At 76.0% G+C, this 17,394-nt stretch carries 12 protein-coding genes; 4 read left to right on the plus strand and 8 right to left on the minus strand.

Annotated elements, in window-relative coordinates; all coding sequences use genetic code 11:
- Positions 1-16 precede the first annotated feature (16 nt).
- The 5 genes from GQS52_RS09970 to GQS52_RS09990 all read right to left on the minus strand — a co-directional run bounded on the left by GQS52_RS09970 (position 17) and on the right by GQS52_RS09990 (position 6,717).
- On the minus strand, positions 17-1,981 hold the full coding sequence (locus GQS52_RS09970) for a glycosyltransferase family 4 protein (protein WP_259370685.1): 1,965 nt from the start codon (positions 1,979-1,981) through the stop codon (positions 17-19).
- Positions 1,978-3,156 carry a hypothetical protein gene (locus GQS52_RS09975; protein WP_182313051.1) on the minus strand — a complete coding sequence of 393 codons (1,179 nt, stop codon included), beginning with the start codon at positions 3,154-3,156 and terminating at the stop codon, positions 1,978-1,980. Before GQS52_RS09975 ends, GQS52_RS09970 begins: the two co-directional genes overlap by 4 nt.
- Positions 3,153-4,097: an N-acetylneuraminate synthase family protein gene (locus GQS52_RS09980; RefSeq protein ID WP_182313052.1), complete on the minus strand. Its 945-nt coding sequence runs from the start codon at positions 4,095-4,097 to the stop codon at positions 3,153-3,155. Before GQS52_RS09980 ends, GQS52_RS09975 begins: the two co-directional genes overlap by 4 nt.
- Positions 4,094-5,293: an acylneuraminate cytidylyltransferase gene (locus tag GQS52_RS09985; RefSeq protein WP_182313053.1), complete on the minus strand. Its 1,200-nt coding sequence runs from the start codon at positions 5,291-5,293 to the stop codon at positions 4,094-4,096. Before GQS52_RS09985 ends, GQS52_RS09980 begins: the two co-directional genes overlap by 4 nt.
- Before the next feature lie 101 nt (positions 5,294-5,394).
- On the minus strand, positions 5,395-6,717 hold the full coding sequence (locus tag GQS52_RS09990; RefSeq protein WP_182313054.1) for a DUF6716 putative glycosyltransferase: 1,323 nt from the start codon (positions 6,715-6,717) through the stop codon (positions 5,395-5,397).
- A gap of 371 nt (positions 6,718-7,088) precedes the next feature.
- On the opposite strand from GQS52_RS09990, the gene GQS52_RS09995 reads away from it, so the two are divergent.
- From GQS52_RS09995 to GQS52_RS10005, 3 genes are all read left to right on the plus strand, one after another.
- Positions 7,089-8,078 carry a glycosyltransferase family 2 protein gene (locus GQS52_RS09995; protein WP_182313055.1) on the plus strand — a complete coding sequence of 330 codons (990 nt, stop codon included), beginning with the start codon at positions 7,089-7,091 and terminating at the stop codon, positions 8,076-8,078.
- Positions 8,078-9,487 carry a polysialyltransferase family glycosyltransferase gene (locus GQS52_RS10000; protein ID WP_182313056.1) on the plus strand — a complete coding sequence of 470 codons (1,410 nt, stop codon included), beginning with the start codon at positions 8,078-8,080 and terminating at the stop codon, positions 9,485-9,487. The genes GQS52_RS09995 and GQS52_RS10000 overlap by 1 nt, the downstream gene beginning before the upstream one ends.
- 271 nt (positions 9,488-9,758) lie before the next feature.
- Positions 9,759-10,958, plus strand: a complete 1,200-nt coding sequence (locus GQS52_RS10005) for an acyltransferase (RefSeq protein ID WP_182313057.1) — start codon at positions 9,759-9,761, stop codon at positions 10,956-10,958.
- Positions 10,959-11,059: 101 nt separating this feature from the next.
- On the opposite strand, the gene GQS52_RS10010 is transcribed toward GQS52_RS10005, so the two are convergent.
- The 3 genes from GQS52_RS10010 to GQS52_RS10020 all read right to left on the minus strand — a co-directional run bounded on the left by GQS52_RS10010 (position 11,060) and on the right by GQS52_RS10020 (position 14,383).
- Complete coding sequence (locus GQS52_RS10010; protein WP_182313058.1) at positions 11,060-12,640, minus strand: methylmalonyl-CoA mutase family protein; 1,581 nt, start codon at positions 12,638-12,640, stop codon at positions 11,060-11,062.
- A gap of 262 nt (positions 12,641-12,902) precedes the next feature.
- The gene (locus GQS52_RS10015; protein ID WP_182313059.1) at positions 12,903-13,733 is read right to left on the minus strand and encodes a hypothetical protein; all 831 of its coding nucleotides are present in this window, start codon (positions 13,731-13,733) and stop codon (positions 12,903-12,905) included.
- Positions 13,730-14,383 (minus strand): RNA polymerase sigma factor, encoded by a 654-nt coding sequence (locus tag GQS52_RS10020; RefSeq protein ID WP_182313060.1) that lies wholly within the window; start codon positions 14,381-14,383, stop codon positions 13,730-13,732. The genes GQS52_RS10015 and GQS52_RS10020 overlap by 4 nt, the downstream gene beginning before the upstream one ends.
- Positions 14,384-14,589: 206 nt before the next feature.
- Here GQS52_RS10020 and GQS52_RS10025 point away from each other — a divergent pair, with 206 nt between their 5' ends.
- Positions 14,590-17,310: an FG-GAP-like repeat-containing protein gene (locus GQS52_RS10025; protein ID WP_182313061.1), complete on the plus strand. Its 2,721-nt coding sequence runs from the start codon at positions 14,590-14,592 to the stop codon at positions 17,308-17,310.
- Positions 17,311-17,394 lie beyond the last annotated feature (84 nt).

A 17,394-nucleotide genomic window follows, 5' to 3' on the forward strand; every position in this document is an offset into this window, starting at 1 on the left:
CGACGGAACCACCGCGCTACCGGGGCTGCGGGCCCAGGAGGCGGGCCCAGAGGGCGGGCAGCGGGGCGGACGCGGCCTCCCAGGACCACTGGTCCAGGGCGCCCGGCCGCTCGTAGGCGCGGCGGTAGCGCTGCGGGTTGGTCAGCACCGCCCCGACCGCGCGGACGAAGTCCGCGGTGTCCCGGGCCCGGAAGACCTCGCCGTTGCCCAGCGCCAGGGTGGCCGCGGCCATCGGCCGCACGTCGCTGACCACGACCGGCAGCCGGGCGTGCGCGTACTCGAAGTAGCGGGCCGGCAGCGCCACCTGGTGGTGCGGGAGCGGGTGCACGGGCGCGACGCCGATGTCGGCCGTGGCCAGGAAGGCGGGCACCTGCTCGTGGGGTACGTGGCCGACCACGTGAAGCCGCCCGGCCACCCCGGCGTCCGCCGCCCGGTCCAGCAGCCGCCGCACGTACGGCGCGCCCGGGTCGGGGACGACGAACGCGGCGTGCAGGTCGTACAGCTTGGGCAGCGCCTCGACGACGGTGAGCAGGCCGCGCTCCTCGGACACGGGCCCGCTGTGCACCAGCAGCGGCACGTCCCCGGCCAGGCCGCAGCAGGAGCGGACGCCCCCGCGCGGGGCCGTGCGCACCGGCTGCGCGGCCGGGTGCACCGGCTGTGGGGACTGCGGGGATGGCGGGGACGGCGGGGACAGCGACGGGGCGTCGACGACGACGGCCGGGCGTTCCGGCAGCCGGTGGCGGCGTGCCAGCAGGTCGGCGCAGGCCTCGGAGACGGTGACGACGGCGTCCGCACGGGGCGCGTAGACCCGCTCGTGGGCGTCGTACGCGGTCGCGGTGCGGCGGGAGGGGAAGCGGGTGCCGGGCAGGTGCTCGGCCGCGTCCCAGACGACGACGGTGCGGTGGCCGGCCGCCTCGGCCCTCAGCGCCGCCCGCACGGCCACGCCCAGCATGCGCTGGCCGTGCGCATGGATCAGCTGCGGCCGCAGGGCGTCCAGGACCGGCCCGTAGGCGGTCTCCAGGTCCAGCAGGCCCGGGGCGAGGCGCTGCCAGGCCCGGTGCTTCCCCGAGACGGCGCGCACCACGGCGGTGGCGACGTCGTCGGCGAAGGAGTCCGGGGAGGCGCGGCGGGCGGTGGCGGACCGGTACTGGGCGGCGCGCATCCGGGTCCACAGCCGGCCCACGACGTGGGCGAGGCGGGCGACGGCGAGGGCGATGAGGGCGAACGGGGCGGGCCGGTGCCGCATGGACAGCTCGGCGGCCCGGGTGCGCAGCAGGGCCCGGCGGGCGGCGAGGCGGGCCAGCCGGTACCGCCAGGCGTCCTCGCTGCGGTAGGCCAGCGGCCGGCGCAGGCCGGGGCGGGGGCGGCGCAGCCGGTTGCGCGCCAGGGTCCCGCCGACCGTCACCGGGACGGTCCGCGGCCCGCCCGGCGGGCCCGCGCCGCCCGGCCGGGCCCCTCCGGAGGAGCCCCCGCCGGCCGTGCCGGCTCCGCCGGTCCCGTCGGACCCCTCTGCGCCGGACGGGACGCGGAGGGGACCGGCGGAACCGGCGGGACCGGCGGGACCGGCCGGGTCCGGGTGACCGGCCGGGCCGGTGGAGGCGCGCACGAGGAGGTGGACGTCGTAGCCCGCTCCGGCCGCGGTGCGGGCGACCCGGTGCGCGCGGGCGGCCGACTCCGCGGACCCGGCCGTCAGCACCGCCACCCGCACCCCGACTGCGGGGGCAGTGCCGGGCGGGGCGGCGGCCCCGGGCGGGGCGGCGGGGTGGTGGGAGCGGCCGGCCGGGGCCGGGGCCGCCTCGGTGGGCCGGCGCTCCCGGTACGCCGTCCCGGGGTCCTCGGCGGGCGGGCCGGCCGGCCGCTCCCGGTCTTCGGGGGTTCCGGGGGTCCGGCCGGGCGGCCGGACGGTCACCGGCCGCCGGTCCCTCTCACCGGTGGCCGCGGGGCCGCAGGAGTGGCGGCCGTCCGCGGCGCGGGTGGTCACGGGGTCACCGTCCCGACCGAGTCCAGTCCGTGCAGGTCGCGGGCGGTGCCGGTGACACCGGTCAGGAAGCCCCGGGCGCGCGGGGAGGCGCCCTCGGTGAGCCAGGACGGGTCGAGCTCGCACACGGCGACCTGTGCGCCGGTGCCCTCCAGGGCGAGCGGCAGGGTGTGCACGACGGTCGACGGGAAGCTGACGATCGTCCGGCCGACCGGGCCGCGGCGGGCGACCAGTTCGAGCGGGAGGTCCGGGCGGACGATCTCCAGCCCGGCCGTCTCGGAGATCCGCCGCAGCTTCTCCTCGCGCTCGCGGCGGTGGGCGAAGTAGCGGCCGGCTCCCCGGGCTCGGGCCAGCGAGGCGACGGCGGCCAGGTACCGCTCCGGGTCGACGACGCCGGTCTCCACCAGGGAGGTGCCGACGATGTCGGTGGCGTCGGTGACCTGCGGCGGCCCGAAGCGGGCGCGGGTCCAGGCGAACCGGTTGGGGGTGAGGACGACGCCGGGCGGCGGGGTGACCGGCATCGCGCTGAACACCTCCACGCGGCGGCCGCCGGGGCCGTCGCCGGGGGTGAGGCGGCGGCGGGCGACGCCGGAGAGGACGCCCAGCAGCCGGTCGCGGGCGGAGGTGCCGGTGCGGTGCCAGCGCACCAGGCGCTCGCCGCGGGCGAGCTGGGAGACGAACTCCATGGTGGCCGTGCCGTCGTCGACCACGACCAGGTCGCGGGCGCGGGTGAGCGGCAGCAGCGCCTGCACGTACCGGGAGAACGGGTCGCCGAGCACGATCCGCCGGGCGGCGAGCAGCACGGGTGCCAGCTGCCAGGCGGCGCGCACCGGGGCGGTGCGGGAGGTGCGCGGCTCGCGCCAGCACACCGTGAGGCCCTCGTCCCGGGCGAGTTCGGCCATCCGCCGCAGCTGGCCCCGGGTCATCGGGTCGCGCGGCGGCAGGACCACGAGCGTGCAGGCCGGCGGCCCTCCGTCGCCGCCGTCCCCGCCGCCCGCCGGGCCGGTGGCCTCCGAGGGGAGCCGGCCGGCGGGCACCGCCGCGGTGTCCCCGCCGGCGCCGCCGGCCGGCGGGGACACCGCGGTGCGGCGCTCGTGCACCCACTCCAGCACGTTGAGGAGCTGGACCGGGCTCTCCACGAGCGCCACGGTGCCGGTCGTGCGGGGTTGTCCGTTCACACGGAGGCCGGCTCGCGCTCGGCTCCGGCCGCCTCGGCCTCGGCGACGACGCCGGTGACGCGGCGCAGCTTCTTCATCGCGGCCTTCTCGCCCTCGTAGACCTTCTTCACGCCGTCGCCGAGGGACTCCTCGACGACGCGGATGTCGCGGACCAGGCGCTGCAGGCCCTGGGGCTCGACGGAGGCGGCCTGGTCCGAGCCCCACATGGCGCGGTCGAGGGTGATGTGGCGCTCGACGAAGACGGCGCCGAGGGCGACGGCGGCCAGGGTGGTCTGCAGGCCGACCTCGTGGCCGGAGTAGCCGATCGGGACGTTCGGGTACTCGGCCTCCAGGGTGTTGATCATGCGGAGGTTGAGCTCGGCGGCCGGCGCCGGGTAGGTGCTGGTGGCGTGGCAGAGCAGGATGTTCTCGCTGCCGAGGACCTCGACCGCGTGGCGGATCTGCTTCGGGGTGGACATGCCGGTCGACAGGATGATCGTGCGGCCGGTGGCGCGCAGGGCGCGCAGCAGCTCGTCGTCGGTGAGCGAGGCGGAGGCCACCTTGTGGGCGGGGACGCCGAACTTCTCCAGGAAGGCGACGCTCTCCACGTCCCACGGGGAGGCGAACCAGGCGATGCCCTTCTTGCGGCAGTACTCGTCGATGGCGCGGTAGCCGTCCTCGTCGAACTCCACCCGGTGGCGGTAGTCGATGTAGGTCATCCGGCCCCAGGGGGTGTCGCGCTCGATCTCCCACTGGTCGCGCGGGGTGCAGACCTCGGGGGTGCGCTTCTGGAACTTGACGGCGTCGCAGCCGGCCTCGACGGCGGCGTCGATCAGGGCGAAGGCGTTCTCCAGCTCACCGTTGTGGTTGATGCCGATCTCGCCGGTGACGTAGACGGGGCGGCCGGGGCCGACCTCGCGGTCGCCGAGGGTGCGGATGCGGGAGGTGGAAGAAGTGCTCACTGGTTCAGGTCCTTTCCAAGGATCCACGAGGCGATCTCGCGGATCGCCCCGTGCCCTCCGGGCACGGAGGTCACCGACCGGGCGGCCGCGCGCACCACGTCGTGCGCGGAGGCGACGGCCACGGGCCAGCCGACGAGGTCGAAACAGGGGAGGTCGTTGACGTCGTTGCCGACGTAGAGGACCCGTTCGGGGGCTACGCCCTCCTGCTCGCACCACTGCTTGAGTGCGAGGTCCTTGCGGTCGACGCCGTGGATCACGGGCAGCTTGAGCTTGCGCGCGCGGGCGGCGACGACCGGGTTGGTCTCCGTGGACAGGATCAGCACGGGCAGGCCGGCGCGGCGCAGGGCCGCGATGCCGTAGCCGTCACCGCGGTGCACGGTGACCTGCTCCCGTCCGTCGGAGTCGATCAGCACCCTGTCGTCGGTCTGGGTGCCGTCGAAGTCGAGTACGACCGCGTCGACGTCGTCGCGGGCGGGGAGGCTGCCGGGCCGGGGGCCGTCGAGCAGCGGGACGAGCGCGCGGGCGCGGTCGAGGTCGGCGGGCTCGTCGACCTCCAGCACCCGGGCGGGGTCGGTGCGCACCAGGGCGGTGCGGCCGAAGAACCGGTGGCGGTGCTCGCGGAAGCCGTCGGCGCGCATGGCGTAGGCAGCGCCGGTCTCCAGTAGGTCCTGGGGGCGGTCCTGGCGGCGCGGCCGGTGGGACTTGTCGTGGTTGACGCCGTGGCCGCCGTCGTCGGCCGGGTCGGCGGCGGTGCCGCCGTCGCGCCAGAGGAAGCCGTGGAAGGGGGCGACGGTCAGGGCGGTGTCGGCGCCTTCCTCCAGAACCGCGGCGGCCACGCCGTCGACGTCCTCGCGGGTGAGGAAGGGGCTGGTGCACTGGACGAGGAGGACGGCGTCGGGCGCGGTGCCGTGGCGGGCCTCGTGGGCGTCCATGGCGTGCAGCACGGCGGACTCGCTGGTCGCGGTGTCGCCGGCGATCTCGGCGGGGCGGGCCACGGTCTCGGCGCCGGCCTGGCGGGCCGCGGCGGCGACCGCGTCGTCGTCGGTGGAGACCACCACGTCGGTGACCAGGAGGGCGGCGAGGCACTCGCGCACCGCCCGGGCGACCAGCGGCACCCCGCCGACGGGCGCGGTGTTCTTGCCGGGCACCCCCTTGGAGCCGCCCCTGGCGGGGATCACGGCCAGCACACGTGCCACGGGGGCTCCTCGGTTCGGTCGGTTCGGGGAGTGGTTCGGGGACTGCTTCGGGGAGTGGTTCGGGGACTGCTCCGGGGCCCGGGCGGGGGGCTGCGCGGTGCTCACAGCTGCCCCCAGCGGCGGACGACCGGGGCGACGCGCTGGACGCCCTGCCGGTAGGCGGTGCGGGCGGCGTTGCGCGCCATCTCGCGGGCGGCGCGGCGCAGCGCGCCCTCGCCGGCCGGCTCGTCGGCGGCGCCGGGCAGCGGCTCGCCCCCGGTGTCCAGGCCGTGGCGGGCGAGGATGCCGGGCAGGTAGGAGGTGGCGGTGGCCATGGAGTAGTGCGGGGTCAGCGGCGGGAGGCTGCCGGCGGCGGCCAGCGCGGCGACCCGTTCGCGGGCCGCGCGGTGCGGCTCGGCGACGGCGACCCCGTGCCGGGCGAGCCAGGCCGGGTCGGCGAGGGGCCGGCGGCCGCCGTCGAGCTCGTCCCAGGAGGCCAGGCAGCCGGAGCCGAGGAAGTGGTGGTTGCCCAGCGCCTCGCGGACGCCGAAGTCGGTCAGGACCGCGGTGGGGATGCCCCGGTGCATGGACTCCAGGGCCGCGGTGGAGCTGACCGTGACGCACAGGTCGGTGCGGTCCAGGACCTCGCCCATGTTCCCGTAGACCAGGCGCAGGTTGCCGGGGCGGGCGCCGCCGAGGCGGGCGGCCAGCTTCTGGTACGGGTGCTCCTCGATGTGCGTGGTGTGCTCGCCGGGCCTGCTGCGCAGCTTCAGCAGCACCTCGCGGTCGGGGTGGCGCTCGGCGTGCCGGACCAGGCGGCGCAGCAGGTACTCGCGGTCCGCGCGGCTCTCCGGCACGGACGGCTGGGCCGCGAAGGTGACGGTGAACGGGCGGGAGCCGTCCGGCTCGTACGGGGCGCCCTCCAGGAAGGGCAGCGCGGTCTCGACGACCGCCGAGGGGTCGGCGCCGGCGCCGTCGTAGGCGGCGCGGAACCGCTCGGCGTCGTGGGCGCTGTTGGCGAGGACGACGTCGGCGCCGCCGCGCAGCAGCAGGCCGTCGACCATCTTCTCGTACACGACGCCGACGTAGCCGGTGACGACGACGGGCCGGCGCCCGGCGCCCTCCCAGGCGCGGGCGAGGCCGTGCAGCATCGCCTGGCAGGTGCCGCCGACGACGGCGAGGACGAGCACGTCGCAGGTGTCGCGGCCGACGGACTTCAGGAACTGCGCGGCGGTGACCTCCCGCATGTCGTCGGGCCGGATCCCGACCTCGTCGAGCTGGCGCGCGGTGGGGGTCGCACGGCCCCTGAGCAGGTACGCGTGCAGGGTGGAGCCGGGTGCGATCCGGCGGGCGGTCAGCGCACCCCACTTCCATCGGGTGTCGGAGTCGGCCAGTACGGCGACCCGGAGCTTCCCGCCTTCTTCGCTGGCAGTTCTGGCTGGCACGTCGCCGACATTAGGAATGCTTTTCGAGGCGCCGTCCAACGCGATGTCAACAGACGGTGAACAGAACGCCGACAGCAGCCGAACCGGCCCGCCGGGCGGTGCGCGGGAGGTCGGGGAAAATCGTGCGGCAGGCATGGGGAATCCGTCCGCAAGGTGGCGGAACCATTCCCTCCGCCTTCTCCCCGAACAGGTGATCACCGGTCGGCGACGGCCCGTCACGGCCCTGCCGGGGCCCGACATTCCGGCATGGCGACCCATTCACGAAACCGCCATGCCCAGTTCACCCGCGCGTTCTTCAAGGGCCAGGAGAACGATCGGAGCACCCAATACCGTGTGGCAGGTCCGTACCGGACCAGAGGAGTCCCTGTCCCGTGGTTAAGCTCTCCGCCATCGTGCCTTTCTACAATGTCCAGGCGTATGCGCCGGACATGCTGCGCAGCCTTTTCCTCAATTCGCGCGCCGATTTCGAGTTCGTCCTGGTGGACGACTGCTCGAAGGACGAGACGCCCGAACTGCTGGAACGCGCCTGCCGCACCCTGCCCGGCGCCACCCTCGTGCGGCACGAGGTGAACGGCGGTCTGGCCACCGCCCGCAACACCGGGCTGGCCGCCGCCCAGGGCGAGTACATCACCTTCCTCGACGGCGACGACTGGCTCGCCCCCGGCTACCTGGCCGAGCTGGTCGCCGCCGCCGAACGGCTCGGCTGCGACTTCCTGCGCACCGACCACGTGCAGTGCACGGGCAAGGAGCGGACGATCCGCCGCGTCCCGCACGGCCGCCGCGACGAGGTGCTCGACCCCCGTTCGGCGATCCTGCCCGCGGACCGCTCCACCTCGGTGGACTACCCCTTCGCCTGGGCCGGGATCTACCACCGCCGGCTCAAGGACGCCGGGCTGCTGGACTTCCCCGACGGCCTGCGCACCGCCGAGGACCGGCCGTGGATCTGGCGGCTGCACCGCGAGGCGGAGTCCTTCGCCGTGGTGAACCTCCTCGGCGTGTTCTACCGGCGCGGGGTGGCCACCTCCCTGACCCAGATCGGCGACGTCCGACAACTCGACTTCATCCGCTCCTTCGACCAGGTACTGAAGGAGACGGCCCGCGACCCGGAGGCGGAGCAGTTGATGCCCAAGGCGGTGCGCACCTACTGCGCGATCATCTCCCACCACCTGAACAACATCGAGCGCTTCGAGCCCGCGGTGGCCCGGAAGCTGCGGACGATGAGCTCCGCCGCGCTGAAGCGGATGCCGCAGGACGTCCTCACCGAGGCGCTGGACTCGATGGACGTCGAACGCAGCGCCCGGCTGCGCAGGCTGCGCCGCCGCATCACGGCCGGCACCGACAGCGCGACGGCGGCCGCGTGATGGCCCGCACCCGCATCCTCTTCGCCTCGACCCTCTACGGCGTCGCGACCCTGGCCGCAGCCCTGGACGCCGACTGCTTCGACCCCGCCGACCGCACGATCCTGCTGACCAGCAACAACGCGGCCGTGCCCGAGACCGCCACCCCGCTGGAGCGGATGCCCGGCTTCGAGCGGCTGCGCGGCAGGTTCGACGAGGTCCTCTCCTGGAACGAGGCGATCTCCCCGTTCCACCCCGGCGGCTGGTCGCCCCGCCCGGACGACGCCCCCCTGTGGGAGCGCCACCTGCGGCTGCTGTGGGGGCTGGGGGACGACTCCGTCGAGCTGGTCGTGGAGTCCATCCAGGTCGAGCCGGCCCTGGCGCTCGTCCAGATCTTCACCGGCGCCCCGGTGCACGTCTACGCCGACGGGCTGATGAGCTACGGGCCGACCCGCAACAAGCTCGACCTGCTGGTCACCACCCGCATCCGCCGCCTCCTCCACCTGGACCTGGTGCCGGGCCTGCGGCCGCTGCTGCTGTCCGAGCACGGCGTGGAGCCGGAGATCGTGCCCACCGAGGCGTTCCTGGCCGTGCTCGCCGAACTCTCCGAGGCGGCCGACCTCCCCGACCTCCCCGGGGTCCCGGCCGACACCGGGGTCCCGGCCGACACCGGAGCGCCGGAGCGCCCCGCCGGGCCCGCCCTGCTGCTGGGCCAGTACCTGGCCGCCCTGGGCATCCTCACCGCCGAGGAGGAGGAGCACCTGCACGTGCGGATGCTGCGCGGCGCCGTCGCCCTCGGGCACCGCTCGGTGGTCTTCAAGCCGCACCCCACGGCCCCGGCGCGCTGGTCGAGGGTGCTGGAGAAGGAGGCCGGCGAGCTGGGCGTGGAGCTGACCGTGCTGGAGACCCCGGTCCTCGCCGAGGTCCTCTACCGGCGGATGCGGCCCGCGCTCGTCGTCGGCTGCTTCTCCACGGCCCTGCTGACCGCGGCCGTCCTGCACCGGCTGCCGGTCGCCCGGATCGGCACCGAAGTGCTGCTGGAGCGGCTGTCGCCCTACCAGAACAGCAACCGCGTCCCGGTGACCGTCGTGCACGCGATGCTGCCGGACCTGGAGGCCGAGGACGCGCAGCGGGCCGTCGCCGAGTGGAGCGTCCCCGACGCGGAGGCCGTCGCCGCCACCCTCTCGCCCCTGGTGCGGGCGGTGGGGTACTGCATGCAGGCGCAGAGCTACCCGCACCTGCGCGACTCGGCCGTGGCCTACCTGCGGATGAACCTCGACGCGCGGACCCGGGTGTACTTCAAGCGCCGCCGGCTCACCGCGCTCGCCCTGCCCGGCGGCGTCCCCGCGAAGCTGTCGGGGCTCCCGCGCAACGCCGCGGTGCGCCGGGTGGCCCGCCGCGCCAGGGCCCTCAAGCGCGCCGCCTTCAAGTAGCCGCGCGCGGCCGGCCGCCGCGCCACCGGCCGGCCGCGCCGCCGTGCCGCGGCCCCCGTCACGGAACGGGGGCGCGGCACGGGGCGGGCGGCACGGGGTGAGCGGCACGGGGTGAGCGGCGCGGCCGCGTCCCGCGCCGGGCTGCCGTCCCGCGCCGTCCCGCGCCGGGCCGCCGTCCCGCGCCGTCCTACACCGACCCGCGCCGTCCCGTGCCGGGCGCCCGCCGCGGCCGCTCCGCCGTCCCCGTCACCCACGCCCAGGCAGCGAGGCCATGGACCACACCGCCCCTCCCCTTCGCACCGCCACCCTGGAGCCGAAGCTCCCTCCCCTCGGCGAGGCCGGCCCGCAGCCGCCGGCCTCCCCCGCCGCGCCGGGACGGCCGCCCGTCCGGCTGCGCGCCCTGGACGGCCTGCGGCTGCTCGCCGCCATGATGGTCTGCCTGTACCACTACGGCGGCCGGGACGGGGAGGTGTCCCGGGCCTGGGGCACCTCGCCGCGCAACGTCTTCCCCGACTGGTCCCAGGCGTTCGCCTACGGCTCCCTGGGCGTGCAGATCTTCTTCGTCATCAGCGGCTTCGTCATCTGCATGAGCGGCTGGGGGCGCGGCCTGCGGGCCTTCGCCGTCTCGCGGGTGTCCCGCCTCTTCCCCGCCTACTGGGCCGCGGTCGTGCTGGTCACCGCCGTCTTCGCCCTGCCGGTCGTGGTCTACGACCCGGTCTCGCCCAGCGACGCGCTGGTCAACCTGACGATGCTGCAGATGCCGCTGGGCGCCGACCGGGTGCTCGGCGTGTGCTGGACCCTGTGGGTGGAGCTGCGCTTCTACGTGCTGTTCGCCGTGTTCGTCGTGATCCCCGGGGCGACCCGGCGGCGGGTGGTGCTGTTCTGTGCCGCCTGGACCATGGCCGCGGTCGTCGGAGACGCGGCGGACGAACCGCTGCTGGACCTGGTCCTGATGCCCGAGTACGCGCCGTTCTTCGTCGGCGGCATCGGGCTCTACCTGCTGCACCGCTTCGGCCACGACGCCACGGCGTGGGGGATCGTCGCGGTCTCCTGGCTGCTGGGCCAGCACTACGCGGTCCAGGAGCTGTGGCACGCGCCGGACCCGCGGTTCTTCTCCTACCGGCAGTCCTGGGTGATCGTCGCGGTCGTCACCGTCGGCTTCGCGGCGGTCGCCGCGGTGGCCCTGGGCAGGCTGTCGCGGATGAACTGGCGCTGGCTGACCGTGGCCGGCGCCCTGACCTACCCCTTCTACCTGGTGCACGAGCACCTGGGCTGGGCCGTCATCCACGCCCTCAACCACGGCCTGGGCCTGCCGCACGCCGTGGTGCTGCCGGTGACGGTGGCCTCGATGCTGCTCCTGGCCTGGCTGCTGTACCGGCTCGTGGAGATCCCCCTGACCCCGCGCCTGAAGCGGGCCCTGACCCCGCCGCGCCCGTCGGACGCGCCCGTCCCGCCCGTCCCGCGCCGGTGAGACGCCGCGGCGGCCGCCCGGAGGACCGGGCGGCCGCCGCGGGGCGGTGCGGGTGCGCGGGCGCGGTTACGGGCGCGGGCGCGGTTACGGCGCGGGTGCCGTCAGAACGCGTCGGTGGGGACGTAGGCGCCCCACACCTCGCGCAGGGTGTTGCAGACCTCGCCGACGGTGGCGCGGGCGGCCAGCGCGTCCTTCATCGGGTACAGGACGTTGTCCGTGCCCTCGGCCGCGGTCCTCAGCCTCGCCAGGGCCTCGTCCACCGCGGCCTGGTCGCGCTCGGCGCGCAGCTTCGCCAGGCGCTCGGCCTGCTGCGCCTCGATCGCCGGGTCGACCCGCAGCGGCTCGTACGGCTCCTCCTCCTCCAGCTGGAAGCGGTTGACGCCGACGACCACGCGCTCGCCCGAGTCCGTCTCCTGCGCGATGCGGTAGGCGCTGCGCTCGATCTCGGACTTCTGGAAGCCGCGCTCGATCGCGTTGACCGCGCCGCCCATGTCCTCGACCTTCTGCATGAGCTCCAGGGCCGCGGCCTCGACCTCGTCGGTCATCGTCTCGACGACGTAGGAGCCGGCGAACGGGTCCACGGTGGCGGTCACGTCGGTCTCGTAGGCCAGCACCTGCTGGGTGCGCAGCGCGAGCCGGGCCGACTTCTCCGTCGGCAGCGCGATGGCCTCGTCGAAGGAGTTGGTGTGCAGGGACTGGGTGCCGCCGAGGACCGCGGCGAGGCCCTGGACCGCGACACGCACCAGGTTGACCTCGGGCTGCTGGGCGGTCAGCTGCACGCCCGCCGTCTGGGTGTGGAAGCGCAGCATCATCGACTTGGGGTTCTTCGCGCCGAACTCGTCCCGCATCACCCGCGCCCAGATGCGGCGGGCCGCGCGGAACTTGGCGACCTCCTCGAGAATGGTCGTCCGCGAGACGAAGAAGAACGACAGCCGGGGCGCGAAGTCGTCGACGTCCATGCCCGCGGCCACCGCGGTGCGCACGTACTCGATGCCGTCGGCGAGGGTGAACGCGATCTCCTGGGCGGGGCTCGCCCCGGCCTCGGCCATGTGGTAGCCGGAGATCGAGATCGTGTTCCACTTCGGGATCTCGGCCTTGCAGTACTTGAAGATGTCCGCGATCAGCCGCAGCGACGGCTTGGGCGGGAAGATGTACGTGCCGCGGGCGATGTACTCCTTGAGCACGTCGTTCTGGATGGTGCCGGTGAGCTTGTCCGCGGAGACGCCCTGCTCCTCGGCGACGAGCTGGTACATCAGCAGCAGCAGCGAGGCGGGCGCGTTGATCGTCATCGACGTGGAGACCTTGTCCAGCGGGATGCCGTCGAACAGGACCCGCATGTCGTCGACCGAGTCGATGGCCACGCCGACCTTGCCGACCTCGCCCGACGCGATGGGCGCGTCGGAGTCGTGACCCATCTGGGTGGGCAGGTCGAAGGCCACGGACAGGCCCATGGTGCCGTTGGCGATGAGCTGCTTGTACCGGGCGTTGGACTCGGTGGCGGTGCCGAAGCCCGCGTACTGGCGCATCGTCCAGGGGCGCCCGGTGTACATCGTCGGGTAGACGCCGCGGGTGAAGGGGTACTTGCCCGGCTCCCCGAGCTTGTCCTGCGGATCCCAGCCGGCAAGTGCCTCGGGTCCGTAGACCGGCTCGATGGGCAGTCCCGACTCCGATTCGCGCCCCATGATCGATGCCTCTCCGCTCTTCGCGCGCCGCCCGGCTGATCGCGACTAGGAAACCGTCCTCGCCACGGACTGTAGTGGCGGCCGTACCGGCCCGTGCAGGTCCGCAGCCTGGGACCTTGCTCACAGTGTGCCGCAGCCGGCCGGTCCGGGCCCTCCGGGACGCCGCCCCCGGACCGGCCCGGGGGCGGCGTCCCGGCTGCCCGCGGGCCGTCCGGGGGCCGTCCGGGGCTGGCCCGGCCGCAGACCGCACGTGACGCGTTTCTCAGCCCCCCGCGCTCCCCCGCGGCCGTGGTTCGCCGATCCCCAGTGACCTGCAGTAGTCGTCGATGCGGTCCTCGCCCCCGGCCGCCCGCGCCAGTCGTTCCAGGAGGCCGTCGCCGAGCCCCGTGCCCGCCCCCGCACCCGAGCCCGGGCCCGCATCCGCACCCGCACCCGCGCCCGCACCGGGGCGGGCTCCGGGGGCGGTGGCGGCGGGCCCGGGAGAGGCCTTCGCCGCGGCGGCGTACGCGCGGCACAGCCCGGCGGTTCCGCCGTCCGCGCCGCCGTCCGCGCCGCCGGACGGGACGCCGGAGGGGCGGCGTCCCCCGCTCCTCCCCGGCCCGTCCGTGCCCGTGCCGCCGTCCGCGCCGGACGGCGGGACCGGGCCCCCGCCGGGAGGCCCGGACGGGGCGTCCGCCCCCGGGCCCGGGTCCGGGGGGAGCCCGGGACCCCGGACGGGCGCGGAGGGCCGCGCCGTGGGCCCCTCGGTGCCGCCCGTGCCGGGGGACGGCAGGTGCCCGGTGCCGGCCGCGACGGCGACCCCGCCGAGGACGAGCGCGGCCGCGAGGGCGGCGAGGGCCGCCCTGACCGGGCGCGTCGCCCTCCGCCGGGGCGCGGGACGGGCCGCCGCCCGGAACGCGGCGACGGCGGCGTCCTCCCCGGGCGCCGGCCCCCCGGCGGTGCGGGCTGCGGCCCGGGCCTCGGCCAACAGCCCCGCCAGGTCGCGCACGGTCCTGTCCTCGGAGTCGACGTCCCGGCCCCGCAGGAGGCGCTCGGCCGTGTCCGCGTCGAGCCGCTCCCGTGCGGCGTCGCCCGTCGGCCCCGTGCTCCTCATGTCCTGCCCCTCCCTGCCCGGGCCCCCGCCGCACCGGAACGTTCCCTGCCGTCCAGCATCTCCGCCAGCCGCCTGAGCCCGCGGTGAGCGGCCATCCGTACGGCGCCCGGCCTCTTGCCGAGCACACGCGCCGCACTCCTCGCGTCCAGCCCGACGACCACGCGGAGCAGCACCGCCTCCGCCTGGTCCCGGGGCAGCCGCGCCACCATGGCCAGCGCCTCCCCGGTGGCCACCGCCTCCAGTGCCTCGCCCGCCGTGTCCTCCGCGGCCGCCAGGCCGGCCAGGGCCGACTCGTCGCCGCCGACGAGCGGCGAGCGGCCCGCCCGCCGGAGGTGGTCGTACGCCCGGTTGCGGGCCACCCGGGTCGCCCAGGCGGGGAAGCGGTCGCCGTCCCCGCGGAAGGACCGCAGGTCACGGGCGATCTGCAGCCACGCGTCCGAGGCGACGTCCTCGGCGTGGGCCGGGCCCACGAGGCTCCTCACGTAGGCGAGCAGGCGTGGGTGCACGGCCCGGTACACCAGCCGGAAGGCCGCCTCGTCACCGGCCCGGGCCTGCCTCACAGCGGCCGTCAGGTCCGCCCCGCGGCCCTGCGGCGGGCCGCCCCCGGGAACCTCTTCGTCGCCCGTCGTCTCTGTGTTCGCCCCGTGCACGGTCGCTCATCCTGCCCCACCCCGGCGACACCCGTGCGGCCGAGGGTGCGCGGGGAGCGGGGCGGGGGGAGTTGTGAGCGGGGCCCGGTGTGACGCTTCCGGGGCCCGCAGCGCCCCAGGAGGTGGCATGCCGACCGCGAGGGACGGCCCGGTCCGCCGGCGCGACACCTCCGGGAACAGGCGCGGCACCGTGAAGGGACGAGGACTTGAGTCCGCGAAAACAGCACGCGTACAAACCGCTGGGGTTGAGGGGGAGGGTGTGGCTGACGCTCGGCGCCGTGGCGCTGGGCGGCGGAGGGATAGTGGCCGTGGCGACCGCCGGTCCCTCGGGCCCCGGCAAGGAGCCGCCCCGGCCCGCCGAGGTCCGCGTGCTCCCGCTGGAGGCCGGGGGCGCGGGCCGCAGCGGCCTGGACCGGCGCGAGGTCGAACCGTTCAGCATGGTGTCGGTCTCCTGGAAGGGCGCGCGGAGCCGGCTCGACGGCACCGCGCAGGTGCGGACCCGGTCCGCGGGCACCGGGGAGTGGGGCGACTGGCAGGCGCTGGCCGAGAGCGGCGGCGAGGGCCCGGACGTTCCGTCGGAGCGCGCCGGGGCGACCCCCCGGGGCTCGGTCGGCCCGCTGTGGGTCGGCCCGTCGGACGCCGTCGAGGTGCGCGTCACGGCGGCGGACGGCACCTCGTCCGGACTGCCGAAGGGGATGCGGCTCGACATGGTCGACCCGGGCGTCCCGTCCGGGAGCGGGAAGACGTTCGCGGGGGCTCCCGTCGCGTTCTCCGGCACGGTGGCGGACTCGGCGTCCCCGACGGCCGCGGACACGGCCGCCCCGACCGCCTCCGCCGACCCCGCCGTCCCGCAGCCCGACGGCACCGCCACGGCGACGGACCCCGCCTCCCCGACCGCACCGGAGTCCGCCTCCCCGACCGCCTCGGAGTCCGCCGGGGGGTCGCCGAGCGCCGAACCGTCGGCCACCGTCCCCACCGCTCCGCCGTCCACGGTCGCCGCGCCGCCCGTCACCGGCCGCGCCGCGTGGGGCGCGAACGAGGACCTGGAGGACCCGCCGTCCTACGCCGAAGAGATCAAGGCGGTCACCCTCCACCACACCGCCACCGGGAACGGCTACACGTGCGCCGACTCCCGTGACCTCGTCCGCAGCCTCCAGGCCCTGCACATGGACCCGAACGGCAACGGGTGGAACGACATCGGCTACAACTTCGTGGTCGACAAGTGCGGGCAGATCTTCGAGGGACGCGGCGGCGGCGCCGACCTGCCCGTCGTCGGCGCCCACAACGTGGGCTTCAACACCGGCACCGTCGGCATCGCCGTCATCGGCAACTACGAGGAGTCCGTGACCCCGCGGCCCGCGCTGGACGCCGTCGCGCGCATCGCCGCCTGGCGCCTGGGCCAGTACGGCGCCTCCCCGACGGGCACCGTCGCCCTCACCAACGGCGTGGTCGTCCCGGGCTCCAAGTACGCGCAGGACGAGCAGGTCACGCTGCCGCGGATCTTCGGCCACCGGGACACCTTCGCCACCGCCTGCCCCGGCGCCCTGCTGTACCCGAAGCTCGGCCTGATCCGCTCGCTCGCCGCGGCCCCCGGCGTCTCGCACGCCCTGGACACCGCCGACATCGACCGCAACGGCGTCAACGACACCGTCGCCGGCACACCGGGGCACGGCTCGGGATCGGTCACCGTCCTGCCCGGGAACGGCGACGGGCCCGTCGCCTCCGCCAAGCGCACCCTGACCCAGTCGAGCAGCGGGGTCCCCGGCGCCTCCGAGAGCGGCGACGCGTTCGGCGCGTCCGTCGCCCTGGGGGACGTCGACGGCGACGGCCACGCCGATGTCGCGATCGGCGCGCCGGGCGAGGACGACACCACCGGGCACACCGACTCCGGCTCGGTCACCGTCCTGTACGGCCCCGGCCTGGACACCGGCAGGCTGTTCACCACCGCCTCCGCCACCCGGGCGAGCGGCGAGAAGCTCGGCGCGGCCGTCACGATCGGCGACTTCGACGCCGACGGCCGGGCCGACGTGCTCTCCGTCGCCCCCGGCGCGCCGGGCCGCTGGTGGGTCCGGGACAGCGCGACCGGCGCCGTCACCTCCGGTCTCCTGGGCTCCACCGGCTACGGCTCCGCCGTTGCTCACCCCGACGCCGCCGCCGGCGACTTCGACCGCGACGGGTACGCCGACGCCGTCGTGACCTTCCGCGACCCCGGAGGCCGCAGCCGCCTCCTGCTGCTCGAGGGCTCGCCGGACGGCCTGCGGCGCACCGGCGTGCTGGGCGTCCCGGGCGGCCGTTCGGTCGCCGTCGGCGACGTCGACGGCAACGGCTACGCCGACGCCGTGGTGGGCCAGCCGTACGCCTCCGAGTCCGGGGCGTACAAGGGCGGCCAGATCACGGTGGTCCCCGGCTCGGCCACCGGCCCGACCACCACCGGCGCCCGCACCGTCCACCAGGACACCTCGGGGGTGCCCGGCGCGGCCGAGGCCGGCGACGCCATGGGCTTCTCCGTCGCGGCCGGCGACTTCGACCTCGACGGCCGGGCCGACGTCCTGACCGGCCTGCCCCGGGAGGACCTCACCCGCAGCGGAACCTCCCGGCAGGACGCCGGGACCGTCCTGCTGCTGCGCGGCTCCTCCTCCGGCCCGACCGGCTCCGGGGCCCTCAGCCTCCACCAGGACACCTCCGGCATCGCCGGCGCGACCGAGACCGGCGACCGCTTCGGCTCCGCCGTGGTCCTGGCCGACCTGTCCGGGTGGGGACGCGCCGACCTCCTCGTCGGCGTCGACGGCGAGGACTCCGGCAACGGCACGCTCCTCCAGCTCGACAGCGGCAGCGCGGGCGTGTCGACAACCGGTGGCGTCTACTACGGCACCGGCACGCTCGGCCTGCCCGCCGGGGTGCGCCTGGGGCAGACGCTGGCCCCCTGACCCGTCCCGCACCGACCGGAGCCCGCGGCGCTCCGGGGCCGGGGCCGCTCCCCCAGGGGGAGCGGCCCCGGCCGGTTTCCGGGG

It is taken from the genome of Streptomyces sp. SCUT-3 (assembly GCF_014083985.1).
In the GTDB taxonomy this organism is placed as follows: Bacteria; Actinomycetota; Actinomycetes; order Streptomycetales; family Streptomycetaceae; genus Streptomyces_H; species Streptomyces_H thermolineatus.